The 22,910-nt window shown below is 40.2% G+C and carries 20 protein-coding genes, 3 tRNA genes, 1 other RNA gene and 1 pseudogene; 4 read left to right on the top strand and 21 right to left on the bottom strand.

From position 1 onward, the window contains the following. Positions 1 to 123: 123 nt before the first annotated feature. The 7 genes from H7T99_RS06955 to argF form a co-directional block, all read right to left on the bottom strand. Positions 124 to 264, bottom strand: coding sequence for a FeoB-associated Cys-rich membrane protein (locus H7T99_RS06955; protein ID WP_002890392.1), 141 nt, complete (start codon positions 262 to 264; stop codon positions 124 to 126). A gap of 17 nt (positions 265 to 281) precedes the next feature. Continuing rightward, positions 282 to 2,420, bottom strand: a complete 2,139-nt coding sequence (feoB, locus tag H7T99_RS06950; RefSeq protein ID WP_037602118.1) for a ferrous iron transport protein B — start codon at positions 2,418 to 2,420, stop codon at positions 282 to 284. After that, the gene (locus H7T99_RS06945; protein WP_037602116.1) at positions 2,417 to 2,893 is read right to left on the bottom strand and encodes a ferrous iron transport protein A; all 477 of its coding nucleotides are present in this window, start codon (positions 2,891 to 2,893) and stop codon (positions 2,417 to 2,419) included. The genes feoB and H7T99_RS06945 overlap by 4 nt, the downstream gene beginning before the upstream one ends. Positions 2,894 to 3,064: 171 nt before the next feature. Then, positions 3,065 to 3,799 carry an amino acid ABC transporter ATP-binding protein gene (locus tag H7T99_RS06940; protein ID WP_037602114.1) on the bottom strand — a complete coding sequence of 245 codons (735 nt, stop codon included), beginning with the start codon at positions 3,797 to 3,799 and terminating at the stop codon, positions 3,065 to 3,067. Beyond that, positions 3,799 to 4,479, bottom strand: a complete 681-nt coding sequence (locus H7T99_RS06935; protein ID WP_002890385.1) for an amino acid ABC transporter permease — start codon at positions 4,477 to 4,479, stop codon at positions 3,799 to 3,801. Before H7T99_RS06935 ends, H7T99_RS06940 begins: the two co-directional genes overlap by 1 nt. A gap of 314 nt (positions 4,480 to 4,793) precedes the next feature. Next, a complete protein-coding gene (locus H7T99_RS06930) occupies positions 4,794 to 5,024 on the bottom strand; it encodes a DUF1797 family protein (RefSeq protein ID WP_002885970.1) in 231 nt (76 codons plus the stop codon). A gap of 68 nt (positions 5,025 to 5,092) precedes the next feature. Further along, positions 5,093 to 6,073 (bottom strand): ornithine carbamoyltransferase, encoded by a 981-nt coding sequence (gene argF / locus H7T99_RS06925; RefSeq protein ID WP_021144495.1) that lies wholly within the window; start codon positions 6,071 to 6,073, stop codon positions 5,093 to 5,095. 242 nt (positions 6,074 to 6,315) lie between these two features. Here argF and H7T99_RS06920 point away from each other — a divergent pair, with 242 nt between their 5' ends. From H7T99_RS06920 to H7T99_RS06910, 3 genes are all read left to right on the top strand, one after another. Next, positions 6,316 to 8,586, top strand: coding sequence for an ATP-dependent Clp protease ATP-binding subunit (locus tag H7T99_RS06920; RefSeq protein WP_037602112.1), 2,271 nt, complete (start codon positions 6,316 to 6,318; stop codon positions 8,584 to 8,586). A gap of 142 nt (positions 8,587 to 8,728) precedes the next feature. Then, positions 8,729 to 9,187, top strand: a complete 459-nt coding sequence (locus H7T99_RS06915) for an NUDIX hydrolase (RefSeq protein WP_037602110.1) — start codon at positions 8,729 to 8,731, stop codon at positions 9,185 to 9,187. Between the two features lie 9 nt (positions 9,188 to 9,196). After that, positions 9,197 to 9,499: a DUF1827 family protein gene (locus H7T99_RS06910; RefSeq protein ID WP_002885967.1), complete on the top strand. Its 303-nt coding sequence runs from the start codon at positions 9,197 to 9,199 to the stop codon at positions 9,497 to 9,499. 45 nt (positions 9,500 to 9,544) lie between these two features. Here the strand turns inward: H7T99_RS06910 and H7T99_RS06905 are convergent, their stop codons facing one another. The 13 genes and pseudogenes from H7T99_RS06905 to parE all read right to left on the bottom strand — a co-directional run bounded on the left by H7T99_RS06905 (position 9,545) and on the right by parE (position 21,628). Continuing rightward, on the bottom strand, positions 9,545 to 10,507 hold the full coding sequence (locus tag H7T99_RS06905) for a Gfo/Idh/MocA family protein (RefSeq protein ID WP_037602108.1): 963 nt from the start codon (positions 10,505 to 10,507) through the stop codon (positions 9,545 to 9,547). Positions 10,508 to 10,586: 79 nt separating this feature from the next. Next, positions 10,587 to 11,270: a TVP38/TMEM64 family protein gene (locus tag H7T99_RS06900; RefSeq protein WP_037602105.1), complete on the bottom strand. Its 684-nt coding sequence runs from the start codon at positions 11,268 to 11,270 to the stop codon at positions 10,587 to 10,589. Between the two features lie 82 nt (positions 11,271 to 11,352). Next, the gene (locus H7T99_RS06895) at positions 11,353 to 11,973 is read right to left on the bottom strand and encodes a DUF3862 domain-containing protein (protein ID WP_037602103.1); all 621 of its coding nucleotides are present in this window, start codon (positions 11,971 to 11,973) and stop codon (positions 11,353 to 11,355) included. Between the two features lie 45 nt (positions 11,974 to 12,018). After that, positions 12,019 to 12,368, bottom strand: a transfer-messenger RNA (tmRNA) gene (gene ssrA, locus H7T99_RS06890). A gap of 249 nt (positions 12,369 to 12,617) precedes the next feature. Beyond that, a tRNA-Arg gene (locus H7T99_RS06885) sits at positions 12,618 to 12,689 on the bottom strand. Between the two features lie 69 nt (positions 12,690 to 12,758). Beyond that, on the bottom strand, positions 12,759 to 13,961 hold the full coding sequence (gene rpsA, locus H7T99_RS06880) for a 30S ribosomal protein S1 (protein ID WP_003094841.1): 1,203 nt from the start codon (positions 13,959 to 13,961) through the stop codon (positions 12,759 to 12,761). A 120-nt stretch (positions 13,962 to 14,081) separates the two neighbouring features. Beyond that, positions 14,082 to 14,153, bottom strand: a tRNA-Gln gene (locus tag H7T99_RS06875). A 68-nt stretch (positions 14,154 to 14,221) separates the two neighbouring features. Then, positions 14,222 to 14,302, bottom strand: a tRNA-Tyr gene (locus tag H7T99_RS06870). Positions 14,303 to 14,362: 60 nt separating this feature from the next. Then, entirely contained in the window at positions 14,363 to 14,593 is a 231-nt protein-coding gene (locus H7T99_RS06865; RefSeq protein WP_002890369.1) for a DUF2969 domain-containing protein, read from the bottom strand. A 118-nt stretch (positions 14,594 to 14,711) separates the two neighbouring features. Next, a pseudogene (locus H7T99_RS06860) lies at positions 14,712 to 15,743 on the bottom strand (branched-chain amino acid aminotransferase); the annotation flags it as partial. Between the two features lie 156 nt (positions 15,744 to 15,899). Continuing rightward, the gene (parC, locus tag H7T99_RS06855; protein ID WP_021144501.1) at positions 15,900 to 18,356 is read right to left on the bottom strand and encodes a DNA topoisomerase IV subunit A; all 2,457 of its coding nucleotides are present in this window, start codon (positions 18,354 to 18,356) and stop codon (positions 15,900 to 15,902) included. A gap of 618 nt (positions 18,357 to 18,974) precedes the next feature. Further along, positions 18,975 to 19,523 carry a hypothetical protein gene (locus tag H7T99_RS06850; protein ID WP_037602101.1) on the bottom strand — a complete coding sequence of 183 codons (549 nt, stop codon included), beginning with the start codon at positions 19,521 to 19,523 and terminating at the stop codon, positions 18,975 to 18,977. Positions 19,524 to 19,678: 155 nt separating this feature from the next. Continuing rightward, positions 19,679 to 21,628 carry a DNA topoisomerase IV subunit B gene (parE, locus tag H7T99_RS06845; RefSeq protein WP_013990942.1) on the bottom strand — a complete coding sequence of 650 codons (1,950 nt, stop codon included), beginning with the start codon at positions 21,626 to 21,628 and terminating at the stop codon, positions 19,679 to 19,681. 137 nt (positions 21,629 to 21,765) lie between these two features. Here parE and plsY point away from each other — a divergent pair, with 137 nt between their 5' ends. After that, positions 21,766 to 22,407 carry a glycerol-3-phosphate 1-O-acyltransferase PlsY gene (plsY, locus tag H7T99_RS06840; protein ID WP_002886068.1) on the top strand — a complete coding sequence of 214 codons (642 nt, stop codon included), beginning with the start codon at positions 21,766 to 21,768 and terminating at the stop codon, positions 22,405 to 22,407. Positions 22,408 to 22,524: 117 nt separating this feature from the next. Here the strand turns inward: plsY and H7T99_RS06835 are convergent, their stop codons facing one another. Continuing rightward, a complete protein-coding gene (locus tag H7T99_RS06835; RefSeq protein ID WP_002885939.1) occupies positions 22,525 to 22,902 on the bottom strand; it encodes a helix-hairpin-helix domain-containing protein in 378 nt (125 codons plus the stop codon). Positions 22,903 to 22,910 lie beyond the last annotated feature (8 nt).

Genomic DNA, 22,910 nt, shown 5'->3' with positions numbered 1-22,910 from the left:
ACATACAAAAAGAGAAAACCTATCAGGTTCTCTCTAGATGTTAGCTTTTCGTCACCCACTACAGTTGACAAGGAGCCGAAAATGGTCTCTTATTCATTTAAGAGACCATTTTTCTATATATTATTAGCGATTAGCCTTATGCATTTCTTCCTTAACCGGACAAGAACACTCACAATCGCCACAAGAACCTTTTCCTTTGATATAGTGACGGATGCCAAGACCAGCCAAAGCAAAAATAATGAAGGCAATGATAAACGTTGACATAACAATTCCTCCTAAACCTAAATATGGGCTTCTTGAAGATTCTCTAAGCTAATGATTTGATCCTTAATCTGACGTGGTTTACGAACCACAAAATAAATCATGGTCACTAACAGCAAGAAAGCAACAAAAGTCCAAATTGTCGTTGACTTGCCGTATAGGATAACTTGGCCAAACTGATAAAGAATTAAACTCACACAATAAGCTAGGCCTGTTTGAAAACCGATAGCACCAACCGTCCATTTAAGATTGGCCATTTCACGCTTAATAGCTCCAATAGCCGCAAAACATGGGGCACACAGTAAATTAAAGACTAAGAAGGAATAAGCTGCTAGGGAAGAATAATCTCCTCGTAAAGCCGCAGCTAAACCAGCTTCACTGCTATTATGATAGAGAATACCAAAGGTGGCAACAACAGTCTCCTTGGCAGCTAAGCCTGTAAGAGCCGCAACTGTTGCTTTCCAATTTCCAAATCCAAGCGGATCAAAAATCCAAGACAAACTCCTACCGAGAGTCGCCAAAATGCTGGCTTCCGTATCTACCGTATGTAGCGTAAAGTTGTAGTTAGACATAAACCAGATAAGCACTGTCAAACTGAAAATGATGGTTCCCGCACGTTTGACAAAACTCATAGCCTTACCAAAGGCATAGCGCAAAACTGACATGGCTTTAGGCCAATGGTAAGCAGGCAATTCCATTATAAACGGACTGGTTAGGCCACCCAAAAAACTCGTCTTTTTGAGGGCAATACCTGATAAGATAATGGCAGCCATCCCAATAAAATAAGTACTTGGTGCTACTAATGAGTTACTAGGGAAGAAAGCTCCAGCAATCAAGGCAATTACTTCCAACTTGGCCGAACAAGGCATGAAGGTTGCCGTCATAATGGTAATGCGACGGTCCCTTTCATTTTCAATCGTTCGACTAGACATAACCGCTGGCACCCCACAACCTGTAGAAATCAACATAGGAATAAAGGATTTTCCAGAAAGTCCAAAACGACGGAAAATACGGTCCATAACAAAGGCAATACGACTCATATATCCAATGTCCTCAAGCACACCCAAACAGATAAAGAGCACAAAAATTTGAGGAAGGAATCCTAGTACTGTCCCAATCCCAGCAACGATACCATCAACAATCAAAGACTTAAGCCAGTCCTGAACTTGAAGAAAGTCAAGACCAGAAGTTACCAAATCTGGAACATACTTACCAAAAAGCACATCGTTAGCCCAGTCTGTCCACATGGTTCCAACAGTTTGGATAGATAAGAAATAAACCAAATACATAACTGCTGCGAAAATTGGTAAAGCCAAAATACGGTTGGTAACAATCCTATCAATCTTATCTGACAAGGTCAGGGCAAAATCTTCCGTATGACTTTGAGCCATCTGACAAACACGTTCAATAAAGGCATAACGCTCATTAATGACAATTGACTCCGCATCTTCTGTGAAAATTTCCTCAGTGATACGAATGATATCTTTGATTTCTTTTTGTTGGAATGGGGATAAGTCTAGCTCAGCCTCAACTAAAGCATCGTGTTCAAAGAGTTTAATGGCATAAAAACGCGCAGACCTTTGTGGCACCGAATTTCCCAAGACTTCCAAAATTTGTGAGATGGCAGCTTCTAACTTATCGTCATAAATTGGAAAGGCAATGTCACCGACTGTAGAAGTCGTTGTATGAGCTGCCTTCTTCACTGCCTGATCAACACCAGTTTGTTTGAGAGCACTAGTAGCTACTACTGGGACACCTAGATGATAAGATAATTTATCAATATTTATCTGTTTTCCCTGAGCCTCCAAAATATCACTCATGTTAAGTGCTAAAGTGACTGGAATACCTGTCTCAATCAACTGCGTTGTCAGATAAAGGTTACGCTCCAAATTAGTCGCATCAACCACATTTAGAATACTTTCGGCCCTTTGGCTCAACAAATAGTCACGCGCTACCTTTTCTTCAGGGCTATAGGGTGACATTGAGTAAATCCCTGGTAAATCCTGGATTTCTAAATCCTTATTCTTTTTGACCAGACCACTTTTTCGTTCTACAGTAACACCCGGCCAGTTACCAACACGCTGATTGGTCCCTGTTATCAGGTTGAATAAACTGGTTTTACCACTATTAGGATTACCTATTAATGCAATTTCTGTCATTTTTCCTCTCCCTCGTCCAGCATGACCACACTAATCATTTGCGCTTCCGACTTGCGTAGGGTTAATTCATACCCTCTCAAGCTAATTTCTAGAGGATCTCCCAAAGGGGCTACCTTACGCAATAAGACCCGAGTACGCTTTGTAATTCCCATATCCATAAGACGCCGTTTGGTCTCATTTGCTGAAAAAATATCCGTAACGATAGCCGAACGTCCAACTGGTAATTCAGAAAGAGGTATCTTTTCCTGTTCTTCCTCTGCAGGTGCCAAATCAATCTTATCTAGAATCGAAGCATCAAAGGCTAAGCGACTCCCCTTTACGATAATAATAGCACTGTTCTTGGTCTTAGTTACCACCTCAATCATTTCACCGGCAGCCAGCCCTAGGTTAGATAAGTGCAAAAGACTATCCTTAGGGAGGTTAATGCCAAGAATCCGGTAAGGCGTTTTTAAGGCCGCATCATATATGAGCATTTTTCTTGACCTACTTTATTATTTTTGATACGGCATCATTATAGCATATTTATCCATCTTTTCCGCAAAGTTATCCTAAATAAGAATAATTCTAGAAAAGCAGAACACAAAAAGAAAAGGCCAGAAAAGTTCCAGCCTTCACAAACAATGTATACATACTTAATGAATATCTTACAAAACCTTGCTCAAGAAATCCTTGGTACGATCTTCCTTAGTATTGTCGAAAATCTCTTGTGGGGTACCTTCTTCGACAATAACACCGCCATCCATAAAAATAACACGATCAGCCACTTCATAAGCAAAGCCCATTTCGTGGGTAACGATAGCCATTGTCATCCCTGATTTAGCAAGGTCTTGCATAACGGCAAGAACTTCACCAACCATTTCCGGATCAAGGGCTGATGTTGGTTCGTCAAACAAGAGAACGTCTGGATCCATAGCCAAACCACGTGCGATTGCAATACGTTGTTGCTGACCACCAGATAGACTTGTTGGGTAGGCATCTGCCTTATCTTTCAAGCCAACCTTTTCTAAAAGTTCCATAGCTTTCGCATCTGCATCAGCTTTTGAAACACCCTTGGTTTTAATCGGTGACAAGGTGATATTTTCCTTAACTGTCATGTTAGGGAAGAGGTTAAACTGTTGGAAAACCATTCCCATTTTTTCACGCATTTTGAAAATGTCGTTATTCTTATCTGTAATATCCACACCTTCAAAAGAAATAACGCCTTTTGTAGGTTTCTCAAGCAAGTTCATTGAGCGTAGGAAGGTTGATTTTCCTGATCCTGAAGGACCAATGATAACCACTACTTCACCCTTTTTAATATCTAGATCAATCCCTTTGAGAACTTCATTCTTACCAAAATACTTGTGAAGATTTTTAATCTCAATAATTGTTTCTGCCATTATTTACGTCCCTCCCCAAGTCGTTGTTCCATTTGTTTCAAGAGTGCCGTCATAGCTGTTGTTACAATCAAATAATAGAAGGCTGCGAACAAGAGCGGCGTCAAAGTCAAGTAGGTCGTTGTTGCAACAGTTTGTGCACCATTCCACAATTCCATAACCCCGATGGTTTGCAAGAGCGAACTATCCTTGATAATAGTGACAAACTCGTTACCTAAGGCAGGCAAGATATTTTTAATAGCTTGAGGCAAGACCACATAACGCATGGTATTCCATGGACGGATACCAAGTGAGTAGGCTGCTTCAATCTGGCCTTTAGGAATAGACTCGATACCTGCACGTACGCTCTCAGAAATATAAGCACCACTGTTCAAAGAAAGGACGATAATACCCGGAACGATACGTGACAAATCAAGGTTTAAAATCCCAAACTGCACAGTTGGAAGGTTCATGTGGATGAGGTTAAAAGCAATCATAATCTGCACAACCATAGGAGTCCCACGGAAAACCCAAACATAAAGGCTTACTAGCCACTCCAAAGGTTTGATTCCAGAACGCTTGGCCAAGGATACCAAAACCCCGAGGATGGTTCCGAAGAAGACCACGCAGACCGAAATCATAATTGTTACTAAGACACCATAGTTAAAGTAAGACCAAAACTGCGGTAGAAATGAAAAATTCATCTAGATACTCCTTACTAATATTCTTCAATATTATATCAGAAGACTGTATAAAAATAAAGTATTTTCTTATAAATGCGATATTTCAGTATAAAAACTAAGTTATAGACATCGCTATCAAATCTCTCAAGCAAGACACCTCAAGTCCTCCTAAGATGACATCTTCCCAAAAGGTTTGTCAATGATTTGAGATACTGCCTATTTTGGTAACCCATACAAGCATTACCCGATGCTTTCATCCTGATAAAAATGCCTGAAACTATCGAGTTTCAGGCATTCTGAATTTTTGGAACCTTGTAAAGTCCCCAAATGATTTATTAGTAAAGCAAATCGTAGATTTCCATTGCAATCAAGTCGATACTATCAAATGAATAAGATTCACGTGCTTCAACGTCACGCAATGTGAAAACTGGACCATTTTCAGGATCGTTGCTAAATGATACTTCGGCAACAACCACTCCTTCACGTTCAAAATTACGTTTCAAATTACCACCATCAGCCGCCATCATTTCAAGACGGTTAATGATTCTCACCAAATGTGATTCCATGTTATTTCTCCTATTAATTGTGTATTTCTTACTTATTTTATCACACTTATGGGAAAAATGGGGGAATTTTAAATATTTTTCAAGGAATTGTACATAATGGCCTTGATAGAATGCATACGATTCTCAGCTTCTTGGAAGATGATATCACTGTATTTTTGGAAGACTTGATCGGTGATTTCTAACTCTGCCAAACCGTATTTGTCATAGATTTCTTGCCCAATTTGAGTATTGAGATCATGAAAAGCTGGGAGACAGTGCATAACGATGACATCTGGATTTTCCGTCTTGGCAAGTAGGTCTGCATTAATTTGATAAGGCAGGAGTAAATCAATACGAGATTTAAAGTCTACTTCTTCACCCATAGATACCCAGACATCCGTATAAAGCATATCCACTCCCTTGACCTCTGAAATATCATCTGTAATGGTTAAATCGGCACCATTATTATGTTTCTGAGCTAGGGCTACAATCTCATCTTCGGGTTGCAGCACCTCTGGGGCAATAATCTTGACATTAACGCCTAAAATAGCCGAAGTGACCAAAAGTGAGTTGGCCATATTATTTCTACCATCTCCAATATAGGCGATGGTCAAACCTTCCAAACTACCAAAACGCTCCTTCAAAGTCATGAAATCCGCAATCATTTGCGTTGGATGCCAGGTATCCGTCAAACCATTCCAGACCGGAACACCTGAGTACTTAGCCAACTCTTCGACATCTTCTTGCTTAAAACCACGGTATTCGATTCCTTCAAACATAGAACCAAGCACCTTGGCTGTATCAACTACAGATTCTTTTTTACCTAACTGAATGTCTCCAGCACCAAGGTAGGTCACATTCATACCTAGGTCCTGACCAGCCACTGTAAAAGCTGAGCGAGTTCTGGTAGATGTTTTTTCAAAAATCAGGGCAATATTTAAGCCATCTAAATATTTATGCGGAATTCTTTCCTTCTTTAGCTGTTTAAATTTTATAGATAAATCGATTAACTCCTCAAGTTCCTGCTTGGTAAAGTCGATTTCTTTCAAAAATGATTTAGCTTGTGTCATAGGTATCTCTCTTTCGTTCTGAATAATATAAAAATATTATATAATATTTATACATTTTAGACAAGCGTTTTTGAATTAAAATTCAATGTTAGCACTCTTGTTAAGAGAGTGCCAAACCTAGATGCTTTTTACTTGCAATCTACCTTCCGCATGCTATAATGGAGTCATAGATTTGACCTTTTTTGACCAAGATTGTTTTCAATAAAGATCTTTCCCAATTCAGATAGAAAAGAGGTACTGATATGCTCTGTCAAAACTGTAACCTTAATGAAGCTAGTATTCATTTGTATACCAATGTAAATGGTAATCAGCAACAAGTTGACCTCTGTCAAAATTGTTATAAAATCATGAAATCCGATCCAGAGAACCCCCTCAATCAATTCAATCAAACAGGAGGTTCCAACTTCTTCGACGATTTCTTCAGCGACCTAAATAACTTCCGTTCTTCTAACGGCGATCTTCCCAATACACCTCCAACACAAGAAGGAGGTAACCGAGGAAACGGTGGCAATACACAGGGGCCAGGCCGTCCAGGAGGACCACGCCAACAAGCTCCTCAACAGCCACAAGGTCTTCTTGAAGAGTTCGGCATTAACATCACTGACATCGCTCGTCGTGGAGATATTGATCCTGTCATTGGTCGTGACGAGGAAATCATTCGTGTCATCGAAATCCTTAACCGCCGTACCAAGAACAACCCCGTCCTCATCGGTGAACCCGGTGTCGGTAAGACTGCTGTCGTTGAAGGCCTAGCTCAAAAAATTGTAGACGGTAGCGTGCCACAAAAACTCCAAGGCAAACAAGTCATCCGTCTTGATGTGGTCAGTCTGGTTCAAGGGACTGGTATCCGTGGCCAATTTGAAGAACGCATGCAAAAACTCATGGAAGAAATTCGTCAACGTCAGGATGTTATCCTATTTATTGATGAAATCCATGAAATTGTGGGAGCTGGTAATGCTGGTGATGGCAATATGGATGCTGGAAACATCCTAAAACCTGCCCTTGCTCGTGGAGAACTTCAACTGGTCGGAGCAACAACACTCAACGAATACCGCATCATCGAAAAAGATGCTGCCCTAGAGCGTCGTATGCAACCAGTTAAGGTTGACGAACCAACGGTTGAGGAAACCATCACTATTTTGCGTGGGATTCAGCCTAAATATCAAGACTACCACCACGTCAAATATACGGACGAAGCGATTACTGCAGCTGCAGAATTGTCCAACCGCTACATTCAAGACCGTTTCTTGCCAGACAAGGCCATCGACCTTCTCGATGAAGCAGGTTCTAAGATGAACTTGACCCTCAACTTTGTTGATCCTAAAGATATCGACAAACGTTTGATTGAGGCTGAAAACCTCAAGGCTCAAGCTACTCGTGACGAAGACTTTGAAAAAGCTGCCTATTTCCGTGATCAAATTGCCAAATACAAGGAAATGCAAAAACAAACCATCAAAGACCAAGATATGCCTGTCATCACAGAAAAACATATCGAAGCCATTGTGGAACAAAAAACCAATATTCCTGTCGGTGATTTGAAAGAAAAAGAACAATCACAACTTCTTAGTCTTGCTGATGATCTTAAATCACATGTTATCGGACAAGATGCTGCAGTTGATAAGATTGCTAAAGCTATCCGCCGTAATCGTGTTGGATTGGGTGCTCCAAACCGCCCAATTGGTAGCTTCCTCTTCGTAGGTCCTACAGGAGTTGGTAAAACTGAGCTCTCTAAACAATTGGCTATTGAACTCTTTGGTTCAGCTGACAGTATGATTCGTTTCGACATGTCAGAATACATGGAAAAACACGCTGTTGCTAAATTGGTTGGTGCTCCTCCAGGATATGTTGGTTACGACGAAGCTGGTCAGTTGACTGAAAAAGTTCGACGTAATCCTTATTCACTTATTCTTTTAGATGAGGTTGAAAAAGCTCACCCAGACGTTCTTCACATGTTCCTCCAAGTACTTGACGACGGTCGCTTGACTGATGGTCAAGGGCGCACTGTAAGCTTCAAGGATACCATCATCATCATGACATCAAATGCTGGTACTGGTAAAGTTGAAGCTAGCGTTGGCTTTGGAGCTACTCGTGAAAATCGTACCAATTCTGTTCTTAACCAACTTGGAGATTTCTTCAGTCCTGAATTCATGAACCGCTTTGACGGTATTATCGAATTCTCTGCCCTTAGCAAAGAAAATCTTCTTACTATCGTGGACCTCATGCTTGATAATGTCAACCAACGCTTGGCTAACAACGGTATCCACCTCAGTGTAACTGAGAAAGTTAAGGAAAAATTGGTTGACCTTGGTTACGATCCTAAGATGGGTGCTCGACCACTACGTCGTACCATCCAAGATCACATTGAAGATGCTATTACCGACTTCTACCTTGAAAATCCAAACGAAAAAGATCTCAAGGCAGTCATGACTTCAAAAGGCCACATTACCATTAAGTCTGCTAAAAAAGCCGATAAAGCTACTCAAAAAGCTGAGGCAACAAAAGAATCTGATTAAACAAATAAACCAAGTCATTACGACTTGGTTTATTTATCTTTTCATTTCCTATTTTCAAATTTATCCCTAATTCTGCCTAAATCAATAGGAAAATGAGCAAAATTTTAGTATAATATAGGCAAATAAACGTAAGGAGCAACTCATGAATCCAACATTTGGTGACAAGGTTGAGGGAGCTCATTATCAAACACGTTACGGTGTTTATGCTGTGATTCCTAACCAAGAAAAGACAAAGATTATTTTAGTCCAGGCTCCTAACGGAGCTTGGTTTCTCCCAGGTGGGGAAATCGAAGCAGGCGAGGATCACTATAGCGCACTAGAACGCGAGTTAATTGAAGAACTTGGGTTTATAGCCACTTTAGGCCAGTACTATGGCCAGGCTGATGAATACTTCTATTCAAGCCACCGTGACACTTACTATTACAATCCAGCCTATATTTATGAAGTTGTAGATTTTTCAAAAATTGGCAAACCTCTCGAAGATTTCAATAACCTGGCCTGGTTTCCAATTGATGAAGCCATTGCTAAACTTAAACGTGGCAGCCATAAATGGGGAATCGAACAATGGAAAGCAAACAACATAACAACTGGCAAATCTTAGGAGGAAACTATGAAACTCATTAATACGACCCGTACACACCAAGAACTCGTTCAAAACCAACTAGACAACACGGATGCCTTTCTCGTAGAGACCTACTCTGCTGGGAATACTGATGTTGTCTTTACACAAGCACCTAAGCATTATGAACTCTTGATTTCAAATAAACATCGTGCTGTTAAAGACAACGAATTAGAAGTTATCCGTGAATTCTTCCTCAAACGAAAAATCGACAAAGATATCGTTTTGATGGACAAACTTAGAACAGTACACACTGACAAATTGATTGAGATTTCATTCCCAACAACTGTATAAGACAGAACAAGCAATGGCTAACACCACTGCTTGTTTTTTAGTATGTCACAAAGCTTTCGAAGCTTGATCTAGAACTTCCATAACCTGACGACTATGTTCCAACTGCTGGGCAACACTGTCAAAATCCTTGGTCGCCATCATCTTTTCAAAAGCCACAAATTCATCATGCATACGATGTTGAGGACTATTGAGATTGGCGACTCTCTCTTTCTGACCATTGAGAGTGACTCCAATTTCAGGAAGACTGTTGGTTGCACCAAAAATAGTAATAGCTCCCTTATCCCCTTGAATAGTTGAACGAATCTCCGCACTACAGTCTTTAGCTCCAATGGCAACAGCCTTAAAGTTACCATAGTCCAAAACTAGAATTCCTGACGTATCCACTCCTCGCTCCACATTAGGTAGATATTCCACACGATTAGGCTTACCAAAAAGGCCAACAAGAAGGTGAATATTATAGATATTAAGATCTCTAAGTGCTCCCCCACCCATTTCAGAGTTGAAGACAGGAGCAATTTCCCCATGTTTGAAGGCATCGTAACGTGATGAATATTGGGAATAATTGATATTCACAATCTTAATATCCCCAATATCAGACAAGGCTTCCTTAATCGCTGTAAAATTAGCCAGATATTGATTGGTAATAGCCTCCATCAAGAGAAGCTTTTTTTCTTGAGCAAGCTTAGCTAGCTCTTCAAACTCTTCTAAATGAAGGGTGAAGGGTTTCTCACAGATAACATGCTTTCCGGCCAAAAGTGCTTTCTTAGCATAGTCATAGTGGGTATGATTGGGCGTTCCGACATAAATCGTATCAACTTCTGGATTAGACAAAATTAACTCATAATCACTAGTCGCCTGAGATAAGCCATATTGTTTAGCTAGGGCTTCTGCCTTATCGAGCGATCGTGGTGTCGACATTATAGCCTTCAGCTCAATTTCCTCAATAGTCGTTAACACAGGAAGGACCTCTGTCACAATCATTCCTGTCCCTAATAATGCAAGTTTCATCAACTTACCTCCTTAATTTCTAATCTCTCTTTACAATGAACCAAGACTATGGACAAACGCATGTGTGTTAAATTCTTCTTTAGTTACTTGAATGAAGCTCATTTTTTTCCTTCCTAAAATGGATAAAGTAAATGACGAGTGAGATAAAGAGCAAGATGGCAAGTACTGCCACTAATGGTATTCGAATCGGACGGATATTAAGCAACAAATCTCCACTAACTGCATAATCAATCGAGACTGGCGTCACTCCAATAAGGGTTGCCAAAATCCTCGTCCTTGTGGGTAAATTCATCTGAACACAAGCATAATTGACCAGAGCTGATGGTATAAAAGGAATAGAGAAGGCTAAAGAAATCCCAATAAAACGATGCTTAAAGTTTTCAATATAGTTTAGGAGTTTCTCCATACGTTTGGACTTCTCTGGCTTTTCAAGTCTTCTCAGAATTTCAAAACTAGTCAAATTTCCAAAAGTATTACCAATAATATTCATCGGAATCGCAAGCAAAGGGCCATAGAGTAGCCCAACAAAAATACAAAAAATAGAACTTGAAACTCCAGGAATAGCTGATGACAGAATCATAAGACTAATAAGGATAAGTGCATTTTGGAAATTAGCCTGCTTAAAAACTTCTCTTAAAAAGGCTTGATCATGCTTAGCGTTGATCCATTCCTTGATTAAGGGGATGAAGTTATTTAAAAGAGGCCATAAGAACACCAGTATTAAACCTGCTATCCCTATAAAAAATAGTCTTTTTTTGGTCATTACATCTCCACAATTTTAATCACTCCTTTTATTATAACAAAAAAATGCCTTCATTGATTTAGAAAGGCATTTTTTACTGTGATTACTTGTTAATCAAATTTGCTTGTGACTTGTTTTCCAAGGCACCATTTTTAAAGTTAAGGGTAAGGCTACCTGTTTCACCCTTCTTAGCGACAAGGTTTGATGACCAAAGAGCCTGTGTCATTGTTGCATCTGAAGAGACAGCGATTGAATAAACATCCGGTGTGCCAAGCGTTTTGACAGCATCATCATAGCTAGTTCCATTTTTGAGGTTTTCATACATCTTCAGTGTGATTTTGGGATCACGGACGTAAGAAAAGTTTGAAATTGACTTAACGACAGTACTATTGTTAAAGAGTTTCACTGTAACCACAACATTGTCATACTGCCAATTATAAACATCAAGCTTAGCATCTCCTGCTTGCTCTTGACCAGTTGATGAGGGTTCACCAAACCAGCCCTTCAAGCTATCAAGATTTGAGCCTCCTGAGAATTCTTGAGAAGCATTTGCCATGGTGATTTTATCAAAGTTCTGGCGAACATTCCCATGCTTAACAGTTAAAATCTTTGAAGCCTCATTATCCAGAGATCCCTTCGACTCAGTTTTAGACGAAGATTTTCCACAAGCAGCTAGAGTAAAAAGTGAGAGACCTAAAACGGTCAAAGACAAAAGTTTTTTCATAATAAATTCCTATTTACACAAATAAAAGGCTGACGCCTCAAGTATTTATGGAGCCGGTGGGAGTCGAACCCACGTCCAAACACCTGCCAACATATTCGTCTACAACCATAGGTTATGTCTTTCTTTTAACAGATAGACGACACATAACTCAAGCCTTCTATCTGCGAGCCTATAAATCTCTTTTCAACCAGCTAGGCAATGGTCAAACGTAGCTTATAAATCAATAAAACCTCTAAACAAACATAAGCAATCTGCTAGAAGTCACGCGAGCAGGTGTTTAGGCTGCTACAGCGTAAGAATTAGTATTTTTTGCAGTTATATTTAACTGAGCGTTTACGTCGCCACACGAGTCGCAGAATATGCCTCATAATGCCTGTCGAATCCGTAACGACCCCAATATGAGATACTGAGTATTATAGCAAATTTTTTAATAAATTGCAAAAGATTAGCCAAACTCTCTCCCCAATAAATCAACTATGGAGAGGTTAATACGTTAGTTTTCTTTGATTTTAGGACAAGCTAAAAGCTTTTTTCTGTATGCTTGTCTTTTCCCTTTCAATGATAAAAGATTTTATGAAATACTTTCACTAAAACTTACCGACTAAAAAACGTTGAGAGAACTAATCTTTCAACGTTTTTCTTTTTGCACCCTAAGGGAATCGAACCCCTATCTCAAGAACCGGAATCTTACGTGATATCCATTACACTAAGGGTGCTAACAGTATACTATTATAGCATACTCTAAAATAGAAAAAAAGACATGTTTCCATGCCTCTTTTTTTATCTTACAATTCGATATCTCCGAAAAGATCCGCCATTGAGAATCCAGATTGAGTTTCTGGAAGTTCGTAATCACGTTTTTCTTGACGTTTTGGACGACGTGGACGTGATTGACGTTTTTCGTTGTTTTCACCTTCAGCGTTAGCTGGACGTTCTTCAAGAGCTTTGATAGAAAGTGATACACGTTCTGCATCAGCGTTTACTTCAAGAACTTTAACAGTAACGTCTTGACCTACTGAAAGAACATCTTTTGGATTTTCAACACGTTTGTGTGAAATTTGTGAGATGTGAACAAGTCCATCGATACCTGGCAATACTTCAACGAAAGCACCGAAGTCAGTCAAGCGTTTAACTTTACCTTCGATAACATCACCAGCAGCAAGTTTTTGTTCAACGCCATCCCATGGTCCAGGTGTTGTTGCTTTAAGTGAAAGTGATACACGTCCTGCTTCTTCGTCGATAGCAAGAACTTTAACTTCAACTTCATCACCTACAGATACAACTGATTTAGGTGAAACGTTACGTTCGTGAGACAATTCAGTCACGTGAACAAGTCCGTCAACACCACCAAGGTCGATGAAAGCACCGAAGCTTGTCAAACGAGCAACTTTACCAGTTACGATTGAACCAACTTCAAGTTTAGAGAAGACTTCTTTACGAGCTTCTGCAGCTTCTGCTTCAACAACTTCACGACGTGAAAGGATGAAACGGTTTTCAGCTGGATCAACTTCTTTAATTTTAGCGTCAAATTCTTGACCTACAAATTGTTCAGTGTTACGAACAAAACGAGTATCGATCATTGAAGCTGGAATAAATCCACGAAGACCTTCAAATTCAACAGAAAGTCCGCCTTTAACAGCGCGTGTTCCTTTAACAGTAACAACTTCTTCTTCACGACCAACAAGTTTATCCCAAGCTTTGCGAGCTTCCAAGCGTTTTTTAGATACAAGGTAAGTTACAGTATCAGTATCTTTACCAACAACTTGACGAAGAACAAGCACTTCAAGTGTTTCACCAACTTTAACAAGGTCTGCAACGTTTGCGTCACGGTCGTTTGTCAATTCACGACGTGTCAAAACACCTTCGATACCAGTTCCTTCGATAACAACATTTGCTTGATCATTATCTACTGAGATAACTTCAGCTGTTACAACGTCACCTGTGTTAACTTCGCTAACACTGTTTAGCAATTCTTCAAATTCGTTCATTCTAAAAAGATCCTCCAACAAGAGCCAGCCAATTCTGACCCTTGATAACAATATATTTTTAAAGGTACCCGCAAAGACAATGGTTAACATAGACGGTGCCAATGCACCCGATACCTTTTACTGGGGTAGCTGGATTCGAACCAACGCATGAGGGAGTCAAAGTCCCTTGCCTTACCGCTTGGCTATACCCCAATAGCAAAATGCTATAAAAAAACATCTAAGTACTTGATATCGACTATCCCGATTCAGTTTCTTAGACATGGAGAGAGAGGGATTCGAACCCCCGAACCCGAAGGAGCGGATTTACAGTCCGCCGCGTTTAGCCTCTTCGCTATCTCTCCTTAAGAACAAGAAATAGTATATCACAGTTTCTTGACCAAAGCAAGCCTTTACTTTGGATTTTAATGATTAAGATTGTACGATTCAATAATGGCAGCTACTGCATCATCCATTTTTTTGTGGAAACCTGCAACATTTTCCTTGTCAACAACGGCAAACTTACCATCAATTTCCACAATTTGTCCAATCACTTTCTTGCCAACAAGAAGTTCAAAACCTTCGATGGTTGCTTTGTTGACGACTACTTTAGCATCATTAATTTGGATTTCAATTTTTTTATCTTTTTTACTCATAGATTTATACCCGATCCTTGGCTCGAGCCATCCTTTCTTAATGTATCTTCTTAATTCTACCGAAAAAGAAAAAAGCTTGCAAGAGCAAGCCTTAAAATAATCGTTTATCTATTAGGAATTAGTCAACTTTGACAATCCATCCTTCTGGTGCTTCAACATCACCAAATTGGATACCTGTCAACTCATCATAAAGTTTACGTGTTACAGGACCTACTTCTGTTTCTGAGTAGAAGACATGGAAGTCATCACCATGTTGTACCCCACCAATTGGTGAGATAACGGCAGCTGTACCACAGGCACCTGCTTCGACAAATTTATCCAATTCAGAAATCTTAACATCACCTTGGATAGCTTTCATGCCAAAGCGATTTTCAGCCAAGTAAAGCAATGAGAACTTAGTGATAGATGGCAAGATAGATGGGCTGAGTGGTGTAACGAATTCGTTATCGGCTGTGATACCAAAGAAGTTTGCAGAACCCACTTCTTCAATCTTAGTGTGAGTTGCTGGATCAAGGTAGATCACATCTGAGAAGTTACGATCATGTGCAATCTTACCTGGCAACATACTTGCTGCGTAGTTACCACCCACCTTAGCAGCACCTGTACCATGTGGAGCAGCACGGTCATAATCATCTTGGATAAGGAAGTTTGTTGGAGCCAAACCACCTTTGAAGTAGTTACCTACTGGCATAGCAAAAATGGTAAAGATATACTCATCTGCTGGATGCACACCAATGATATCACCAACCCCAATCAACAATGGACGGAGATAAAGTGTTGCACCTGTACCATATGGTGGAACATATTCTTCATTTGCACGTACAACTTGTTTACATGCATCTACAAATTTGTCAACGGGAACTTGTGGCATCAAAAGACGATCCGCAGTACGTTGCAAACGTTTAGCATTTTCATCTGGACGGAACAATTGAATAGAGCCATCTTTAGTACGGTAAGCCTTGAGGCCTTCAAAAGCTTCTTGACCATAGTGAAGGGCTGGAGATGCTTCTGAAATATGCAAAGTCGCATCCTCAGTCAATTGCCCCTCATCCCATTTACCGTCTTTGTAATATGAGATATAACGGAATGGAAGTTTACTGTAATTAAATCCTAGATTTTCCCAGTCTAAATCAACTGTCATGTGTATATCCTCTTTTCTGTTACTATGTGCTTTCTAGTATAGTCCTTTTCATTGAAAATTTCAAGGTTATGTTGCAAAATTCTGACAATTCTTTTTAAAACACTTATTTTGCCCATCAAAGAAAAAAACTCTGCCCTCTAATAAGAGAACAAAGCTTTCTTATCTTTATCTTTCAATAATCTTGGCAGAAAAGACTTCTTTGTCTGCTAATCCTTCAATGAAGCTACCGTTGCTAGTACGGTCTGAAAGATTTAGAAGGGACAAGTCAACCTCTGCCGTTTCACCTGTTGTAGCTGTTACAAGCAAGGTCTGAGGAGTCTCTTCCACTGGTGTTGCTAGAAGATCTATCTCGCCACCAGCATTTTCCGTAAAGACTGGACCCGCAGTGAAGACACGGTGTGGTTTCGTCTTAAGCTCACGAAGAACTTGGAGACCTCGACCAGCTCGCTTAGCCTGTGGAATATCTGCTGTAGCTACACGTTTGAGACTAGCTCTTTGTGTCAGAAGGTAGAAACTTTGAGTATTTGCTACAAAAACAGCCTGAACGGTATCATCATCCTTAAGATTGATTGTCTTAACACCTGCTGCCTTGGCACCAACTACTGGCACTTCGTCCGCGTTAAAGCGAAGGGCATAACCCTTTTGAGTGATAATCATGATATCATCCAATTGAATTGGCGTAACCGTAACAATAAAATCACTATCATCCTTGAGTTTAGCGTATTTAACCGACTTAGACTTGTAGGTACGCCATGGCGTAAATTCCTTGCGTTCGAAACGTTTAATCTGACCCAGCTTGGTAGCTGCTAGGTAAGTACCTGTTTCAAAATCATCCAGGATTTCTGCGTAAAGCACTTCTTCATCCTTAGATAAATTGGTGATAGTTTGTGATAAATGCTCTCCCAAATCCTTCCAACGAATGTCTGGTAACTCATGGATTGGACGATAAATCACATTGGCCTGATTAGTGAAAATCAAGAGGTGTTGTGTCGTCTTAGCTTGCTGAACCAAAATCAAATCATCATCATCACGTTTTCCGACTTCGTCAATCGTTGAAGCATTGAAAGAACGTGGGCTTGTACGTTTGACATAACCACCACGAGTGATGCTGACATAGGTTTCTTCTTCAACAATCAAACTTGCAGTATCAATTTCAATGGTCTTGGTTTCTGCTTGCAACTCTGAACGACGGTCATTACCGAATTTCTTCTTAATGTCACGGAGTTCACGTTTCATGACATTAAACATGGTACGCTCATCACCAATGATAGCAGCCAAGGTCGCAATCTGCTCACGTAAATCAGCTTCCTCATTTTGGAGGGTGACGATATCCGTATTGGTCAAACGATAAAGTTGCAAGGTCACAATAGCTTCGGCTTGTTCTTCTGAAAAATCATAGCTGACCTTAAGATTTTCCTTAGCATCAGCCTTATTTTCAGAAGCTCGGATAAGAGCGATAACCTCATCCAAAATAGAAATAACACGGATCAAACCTTCGACAATATGAAGACGTTTTTCAGCTTTTTCCTTGTCAAATTTTGAACGAGCAACAATAATATCACGACGGTGGGCAATATAGCTAGATAAAATCTTTTGCAAGCCTACTTGACGTGGGGTGAAATTATCAATAGCCACCATGTTGAAATTGTAGTTGACCTGAAGATCCGTATATTTCAAAAGATAGTTAAGAATAGTTTGGCTGTCAGCATCCTTCTTAAGTTCAATAGCAATACGCAACCCAGTACGGTCAGACTCATCACGAACTTCTGCAATGCCTGGAACCTTGTTATTGACTCGAACATCATCGATTTTTTTAACAAGAACTGCCTTATTGACATCGTAAGGAATTTCAGTAACGATGATTTGTTCCTTGCCACCTTTGAGTTGTTCAATTTCAGTACGTGAGCGCACAACGACGCGGCCCTTACCAGTTTCGTAGGCCTTACGAATCTCATCCTTGCCCTGAATGATAGCCCCTGTTGGGAAATCTGGACCAGGCAAGAATTCCATCAATTTATCCAGTTTAGCAGATGGGTGATCAATCATGTAGACAACGGCATCGATGACCTCTGACAGATTATGCGGTGGAATATCTGTGGCATAACCAGCAGAAATCCCTGTAGCCCCATTAACCAAGAGGTTTGGAAAGGCGGCAGGTAATACGGTTGGTTCCTTCTCTGTATCATCAAAGTTCCAAGCCCAAGGAACGGTGTTTTTATCAATATCTTGAAGAAGGTAGCCAGCAATCTCTGACAAGCGCGCCTCTGTATAACGCATAGCCGCTGGTGGATCACCATCCATAGAACCGTTGTTACCGTGCATTTCAACTAAGATTTCACGATTCTTCCAGTCCTGGGACATACGCACCATGGCGTCATAAATGGAACTATCGCCATGTGGGTGAAAATTACCCATAATGTTACCCACCGACTTGGCAGATTTACGATAGCCCTTGTCATGGGTATTGCCATCCTTATTCATGGAATAAAGAATACGACGTTGAACGGGTTTCAAACCGTCACGAATGTCAGGAAGCGCACGCTCCTGAATAATGTATTTGGAGTAGCGTCCAAAACGCTCCCCCATGATGTCCTCAAGGGACATGTTTTGAATATTAGACATAAGATTTCTCTTTATTTTTTAGTTTAAGTAATGATTTGAAATAATGTGAAAGACAAATAGTAACTTTCCTACCTAACTGCCACGCTTCATAATGTCTTTCCTTGACTTTGCAACTGTAGAAGAATGGTTTTCACCTTCCTAATTTCTATTTCACCAACCACAAATTGAACGACTGTACTTATCACAATTAAAATGAAAAATACACAAGATAGTGTCAATGAAGTAGAAAGTTCCCCAAAGAATAAGATAAAGTTTAAGAGTGATAAACAAGTCATTAAAGAGGCGTTGATTACGAGAACAGTAGCTAGCGGTATACGAAACAATCTATAATGATAGATACTTTTGAAAAGTGATGTGATACTACACGCAACACTTAAAGGAGTAAAAACATACACATTATAGAAAGCAAATAACAAACCCGAATAGGTTCTATCTGAGAAGGGATTATCTATCAAAGATAGAAGGAAGGTTATCACAACTAGTATAGGCAGGGTTAAAAAGCGTGTTTTTATTGGTCTCTTTTTATAAACGCTTAAATAAGCTATTGCTCCCCCACAAACAGGAAAGACTACTTGAGAATAGTGAAGTAAAAAACTTAATACCTTAGATAACATAGGTCTACCTCACATTGTCTTTTCCTGACTCAACCATATAATCTTTATTTTTTTCGTTTTCCTTTCTCCCTATTATAGTTTGAGCAATACCACTTGCCGCTAGGAGGATAAAAATAAGGTACATGGATGAATTTGGGAGAAATTCCAAAGCCCCTTGTAAGAAAAGTAGGTTGAGGAAAGCCAGTAATGTGGCGAAAAAACTATTAATCGCTAATAAGATTGAATAATTGGTTTGAAAGCGTGTTAAATGTAGAAGACTCTTTATAAAAGCTATTAGTGAGAATGGTACATAAAACACTGAAAAGACCATCAGGTAGTAAAAAACAAATAATAAGCCTGAGTATGGACTACCCAAATAATAATAGAGGGGGTTATCCAGCACGAAGATTATGAGGGAGACTATAGATAAGAGAAAGAGGATCAAAAAGCGTGTTTTTATAGGACGTATACCATAAAAAAATAAGTATATAGCAGAAACAATAACCATAAGAATAATAGCCGGAATAGCTACATCTGCATGGTAAGCTAGGTAATCGATAACATTAAAATCCATTTTTCTACCTCCATTGATTTCTAGTCAATGACACTGCAAATAGTTAATAAACGATGTAGAAAATAATCAACTTGTTTCTTTATAATCCCAAGTTTCTATTGATTGTAAACGCTCTCCCTAGTTCTATCTTATTACATTCCCTTCTGGCCTGCAACCTAAAATGCGCCACTTTCTTCCAAGGTAAATTTAACGTTATCTTCAATCCATTGACGGCGTGGTGCTGCCTTATCTCCCATAAGAACAGAGACACGACGTTCGGCACGCGCTAGGTCGTCAATCGTCACTCGGATAAGGGTTCTTGTCTCTGGATCCATGGTTGTTTCCCAAAGCTGGTCAGCATTCATCTCACCAAGCCCCTTGTAACGTTGGAGAATAGCTCCACGACCAAATTTTTGACGAAGTTCCTCAAGTTCCCCATCCGTCCAAGCATATTCGACAACTTCCTTCTTGCCTTTCCCTTTAGACATCTTGTAAAGAGGAGGCAAAGCGATATAAACGTGTCCCGCTTCAACCAACGGACGCATATAACGATAGAAGAAAGTGAGCAAGAGGGTCTGGATGTGAGCCCCATCGGTATCGGCATCGGTCATGATGATAATCTTGTCGTAGTTAATATCGTCAAGGTTAAAATCAGCTCCAACACCTGCACCAATGGTGTAAATCATGGTATTGATCTCTTCATTTTTGAGAATGTCAGCCATTTTAGCTTTCTCAGTGTTTAGGACCTTACCTCGAAGAGGCAGGATAGCCTGGAATTTACGATCACGGCCTTGTTTGGCTGATCCACCGGCAGAATCCCCTTCGACTAGATAAAGTTCATTTTTCTTAGCATTTTTAGACTGGGCTGGCGTCAATTTTCCTGACAAAAGACCCTTGTCTTTTTTATTTTTCTTCCCGTTTCGACTGGCATCACGCGCTTTTCGGGCAGCTTCACGGGCATCACGAGCCTTGATAGCCTTACGCACCAAGTTAGAAGCTAAGTCCCCATTTTCCATAAGGAAGTAAGTCAAATGCTCTGAAACAATACTATCAACAATCGGACGAGCTAAAGGAGATCCCAGTTTGTCCTTGGTTTGTCCTTCAAACTGAAGGTGTTCTTCAGGAACCAAAAGCGAGATAACTGCTGATAATCCCTCACGGTAATCTGACCCTTCAAGGTTCTTATCCTTTTCTTTGAGAAGTCCCGTCTTACGCGCATAATCGTTAAGAGCCTTGGTAATGGCAGACTTGAAGCCTGTTTCGTGGGTGCCTCCGTCCTTAGTACGGACATTATTGACAAAGGAAAGGATATTGTCAGAGTAACCGTCATTATACTGAAGGGCTAATTCCAAGTGAAATTCTTGTTGATCTCCATCAATATAGATGACTGGTGTCAGCGTTTCCTTGTCCTCATTCAAGTAAGACACAAAGTCTTGAACCCCATTTTCATAGTGGAATTCTTCACGAACTTCTTCTTCGCCACGCAAGTCAGTCAATGTCATAGTGACATTCTTAAGAAGAAAGGCTGATTCTTTGAGACGCTCTGAGATAGTGTTAAATTTAAAGTCAGTTGTTGAAAAGATGCTCGCATCAGGCATAAAGGTAACTTTTGTACCTGTCTTAGACTTAGGCGCTTTACCAATCTTTTCAAGCCCTGTTACAGGGTGACCACCATTTTCAAAACGTTGGCGATAAACACTACCGTCACGGGTAATTTCTACCTCAAGCCAACTAGACAGCGCATTAACAACTGAGGAACCCACACCGTGAAGACCTCCAGAAGTCTTATAACCACCCTGTCCAAATTTACCACCAGCGTGGAGAACAGTGAAAATAACTTCAACTGTTGGTTTACCCATGGCATGCATACCTGTCGGCATCCCACGTCCAGAGTCAGAAACAGAAACGGAACCATCCTTATTTAGGGTAACAGCGATAACATCACCAAAACCAGAAAGAGCTTCATCGACCGCATTGTCGACAATCTCCCAAACGAGGTGGTGAAGTCCTGTTCCATCTGTTGAGCCAATGTACATTCCAGGGCGCTTGCGAACCGCATCCAACCCTTCTAGTACCTGAATGGCATCATCATTATAATTATTTACATTAATTTCTTTTTTAGCCAAGAGTGACCTCCAAAATTTTCATCCTTATTATTTTATAAGTTTTCAGAAGAATTTGCAAAAGAAATCAAGAAAGTCCAAAAGATATCTTAAGGCTGACTGACTTTGTCAATTACTAGGCTGTATGCTATAATTATCTCATGAAAATCTTATTGTTAATCCTAATCGCCTACTTGCTAGGTTCCATTCAGACCGGCCTCTGGATTGGGAAACTATTCTTCCATATCAATCTTCGTGAGCATGGCTCTGGAAATACTGGAACAACCAATACCTTTCGTGTTCTAGGTAAGACTGCTGGTACCATCACCTTCTTGGTGGATATGTTCAAGGGTACCTTGGCTGTTCTTCTTCCTATCTGGCTTGGTGTTACAGAGGTTTCACCTCTAGTCATTGGTTTCTTTGCCATTATCGGACATGTTTTTCCAATCTTTGCTGGATTTAAAGGTGGGAAGGCCGTTGCGACAAGTGCCGGGGTGCTTCTTGGTTTCGCCCCACTCTACTGTGTCTTCCTACTCTTGGTCTTTGCCCTAACACTCTATCTAACCAGCATGATCTCATTTTCTAGTGTCACTGCTGCAATTGTTGGACTGATTACCTTGGCTGTGTTTCCAGCCATCCACTTCTTGCTAGATGGCTATGACCTTATTTTCACTGGGGTCCTTACCATCATGGCTTTGATTATTATCTTCCGCCACACTGAAAATATGGGGCGAATCCGTAGGCATCAAGAAAACTTGGTACCTTTTGGACTTAATTTAACCAAACAAAATCCAAATAAATAATACAGATCTATCAACCACTAGCAAAAAGCTAGTGGTTTTCTTGTTCTCCTTATCAAACAATGCTTTCCAAGTCAAAGAATAAAGATCCGAAGTCTACACCTCGGATCTTTTTTAGGCTTAAGCTTTAAAGCTAACTCCATTTTCTTTCAATTTTTTAACTGTCGCAGGTCCGACACCCTTGAGGGCAAGAACTTCTTCTTCAGTCACAGTAGCAAAAGCCTCTGCTGAAGTCAAACCTTCATTGTAAAGAGTCTCTACAAGGTTTGAACGAAGGCCTTCAACTTCTGGAAGTTCTGCAAAAGCTTCAAGACTAAGGTCTTTAGCTGCTACTTCTTCCTTAGCAACTGTCTTAGTTTCAGCAACAGGTTGTGGTGCTACTGGTGGGACTGGTGGAACAGGCGCAACTGGTGGGACAGGGGCTTTAACATTATTGAAAAGTCCTTGTTTTTTCAAACGGTGTTTAAAAGCTTTCTTTTTATTTTTTACTTTAGCCATGTTTAGTA

The sequence above is a fragment of the Streptococcus sp. 17.1 genome, from assembly GCF_016648655.1.
Classification (GTDB): Bacteria; Bacillota; Bacilli; order Lactobacillales; family Streptococcaceae; genus Streptococcus; species Streptococcus salivarius_E.
The sequence above is the reverse complement of the archived record's forward strand: the minus strand, read 5'-3'. Positions and strand labels throughout refer to the sequence as shown.

What these genes read in the sequence shown, in the direction of transcription:
- H7T99_RS06915 (WP_037602110.1), top strand. Translation starts at nt 8,729, where the DNA reads ATGAATCCAACATTTGGTGACAAGGTTGAGGGAGCTCATTATCAAACA.
- H7T99_RS06920 (WP_037602112.1), top strand. Translation starts at nt 6,316, where the DNA reads ATGCTCTGTCAAAACTGTAACCTTAATGAAGCTAGTATTCATTTGTAT.
- H7T99_RS06935 (WP_002890385.1), bottom strand. Translation starts at nt 4,479, where the DNA reads ATGAATTTTTCATTTCTACCGCAGTTTTGGTCTTACTTTAACTATGGT.
- rpsA (WP_003094841.1), bottom strand. Translation starts at nt 13,961, where the DNA reads ATGAACGAATTTGAAGAATTGCTAAACAGTGTTAGCGAAGTTAACACA.
- plsY (WP_002886068.1), top strand. Translation starts at nt 21,766, where the DNA reads ATGAAAATCTTATTGTTAATCCTAATCGCCTACTTGCTAGGTTCCATT.
- H7T99_RS06895 (WP_037602103.1), bottom strand. Translation starts at nt 11,973, where the DNA reads ATGAAAAAACTTTTGTCTTTGACCGTTTTAGGTCTCTCACTTTTTACT.
- parC (WP_021144501.1), bottom strand. Translation starts at nt 18,356, where the DNA reads ATGTCTAATATTCAAAACATGTCCCTTGAGGACATCATGGGGGAGCGT.
- H7T99_RS06910 (WP_002885967.1), top strand. Translation starts at nt 9,197, where the DNA reads ATGAAACTCATTAATACGACCCGTACACACCAAGAACTCGTTCAAAAC.
- feoB (WP_037602118.1), bottom strand. Translation starts at nt 2,420, where the DNA reads ATGACAGAAATTGCATTAATAGGTAATCCTAATAGTGGTAAAACCAGT.
- argF (WP_021144495.1), bottom strand. Translation starts at nt 6,073, where the DNA reads ATGACACAAGCTAAATCATTTTTGAAAGAAATCGACTTTACCAAGCAG.
- H7T99_RS06940 (WP_037602114.1), bottom strand. Translation starts at nt 3,799, where the DNA reads ATGGCAGAAACAATTATTGAGATTAAAAATCTTCACAAGTATTTTGGT.
- H7T99_RS06905 (WP_037602108.1), bottom strand. Translation starts at nt 10,507, where the DNA reads ATGAAACTTGCATTATTAGGGACAGGAATGATTGTGACAGAGGTCCTT.
- H7T99_RS06850 (WP_037602101.1), bottom strand. Translation starts at nt 19,523, where the DNA reads ATGGATTTTAATGTTATCGATTACCTAGCTTACCATGCAGATGTAGCT.
- H7T99_RS06835 (WP_002885939.1), bottom strand. Translation starts at nt 22,902, where the DNA reads ATGGCTAAAGTAAAAAATAAAAAGAAAGCTTTTAAACACCGTTTGAAA.
- H7T99_RS06945 (WP_037602116.1), bottom strand. Translation starts at nt 2,893, where the DNA reads ATGCTCATATATGATGCGGCCTTAAAAACGCCTTACCGGATTCTTGGC.
- H7T99_RS06955 (WP_002890392.1), bottom strand. Translation starts at nt 264, where the DNA reads ATGTCAACGTTTATCATTGCCTTCATTATTTTTGCTTTGGCTGGTCTT.
- H7T99_RS06900 (WP_037602105.1), bottom strand. Translation starts at nt 11,270, where the DNA reads ATGACCAAAAAAAGACTATTTTTTATAGGGATAGCAGGTTTAATACTG.
- H7T99_RS06865 (WP_002890369.1), bottom strand. Translation starts at nt 14,593, where the DNA reads ATGAGTAAAAAAGATAAAAAAATTGAAATCCAAATTAATGATGCTAAA.
- H7T99_RS06930 (WP_002885970.1), bottom strand. Translation starts at nt 5,024, where the DNA reads ATGGAATCACATTTGGTGAGAATCATTAACCGTCTTGAAATGATGGCG.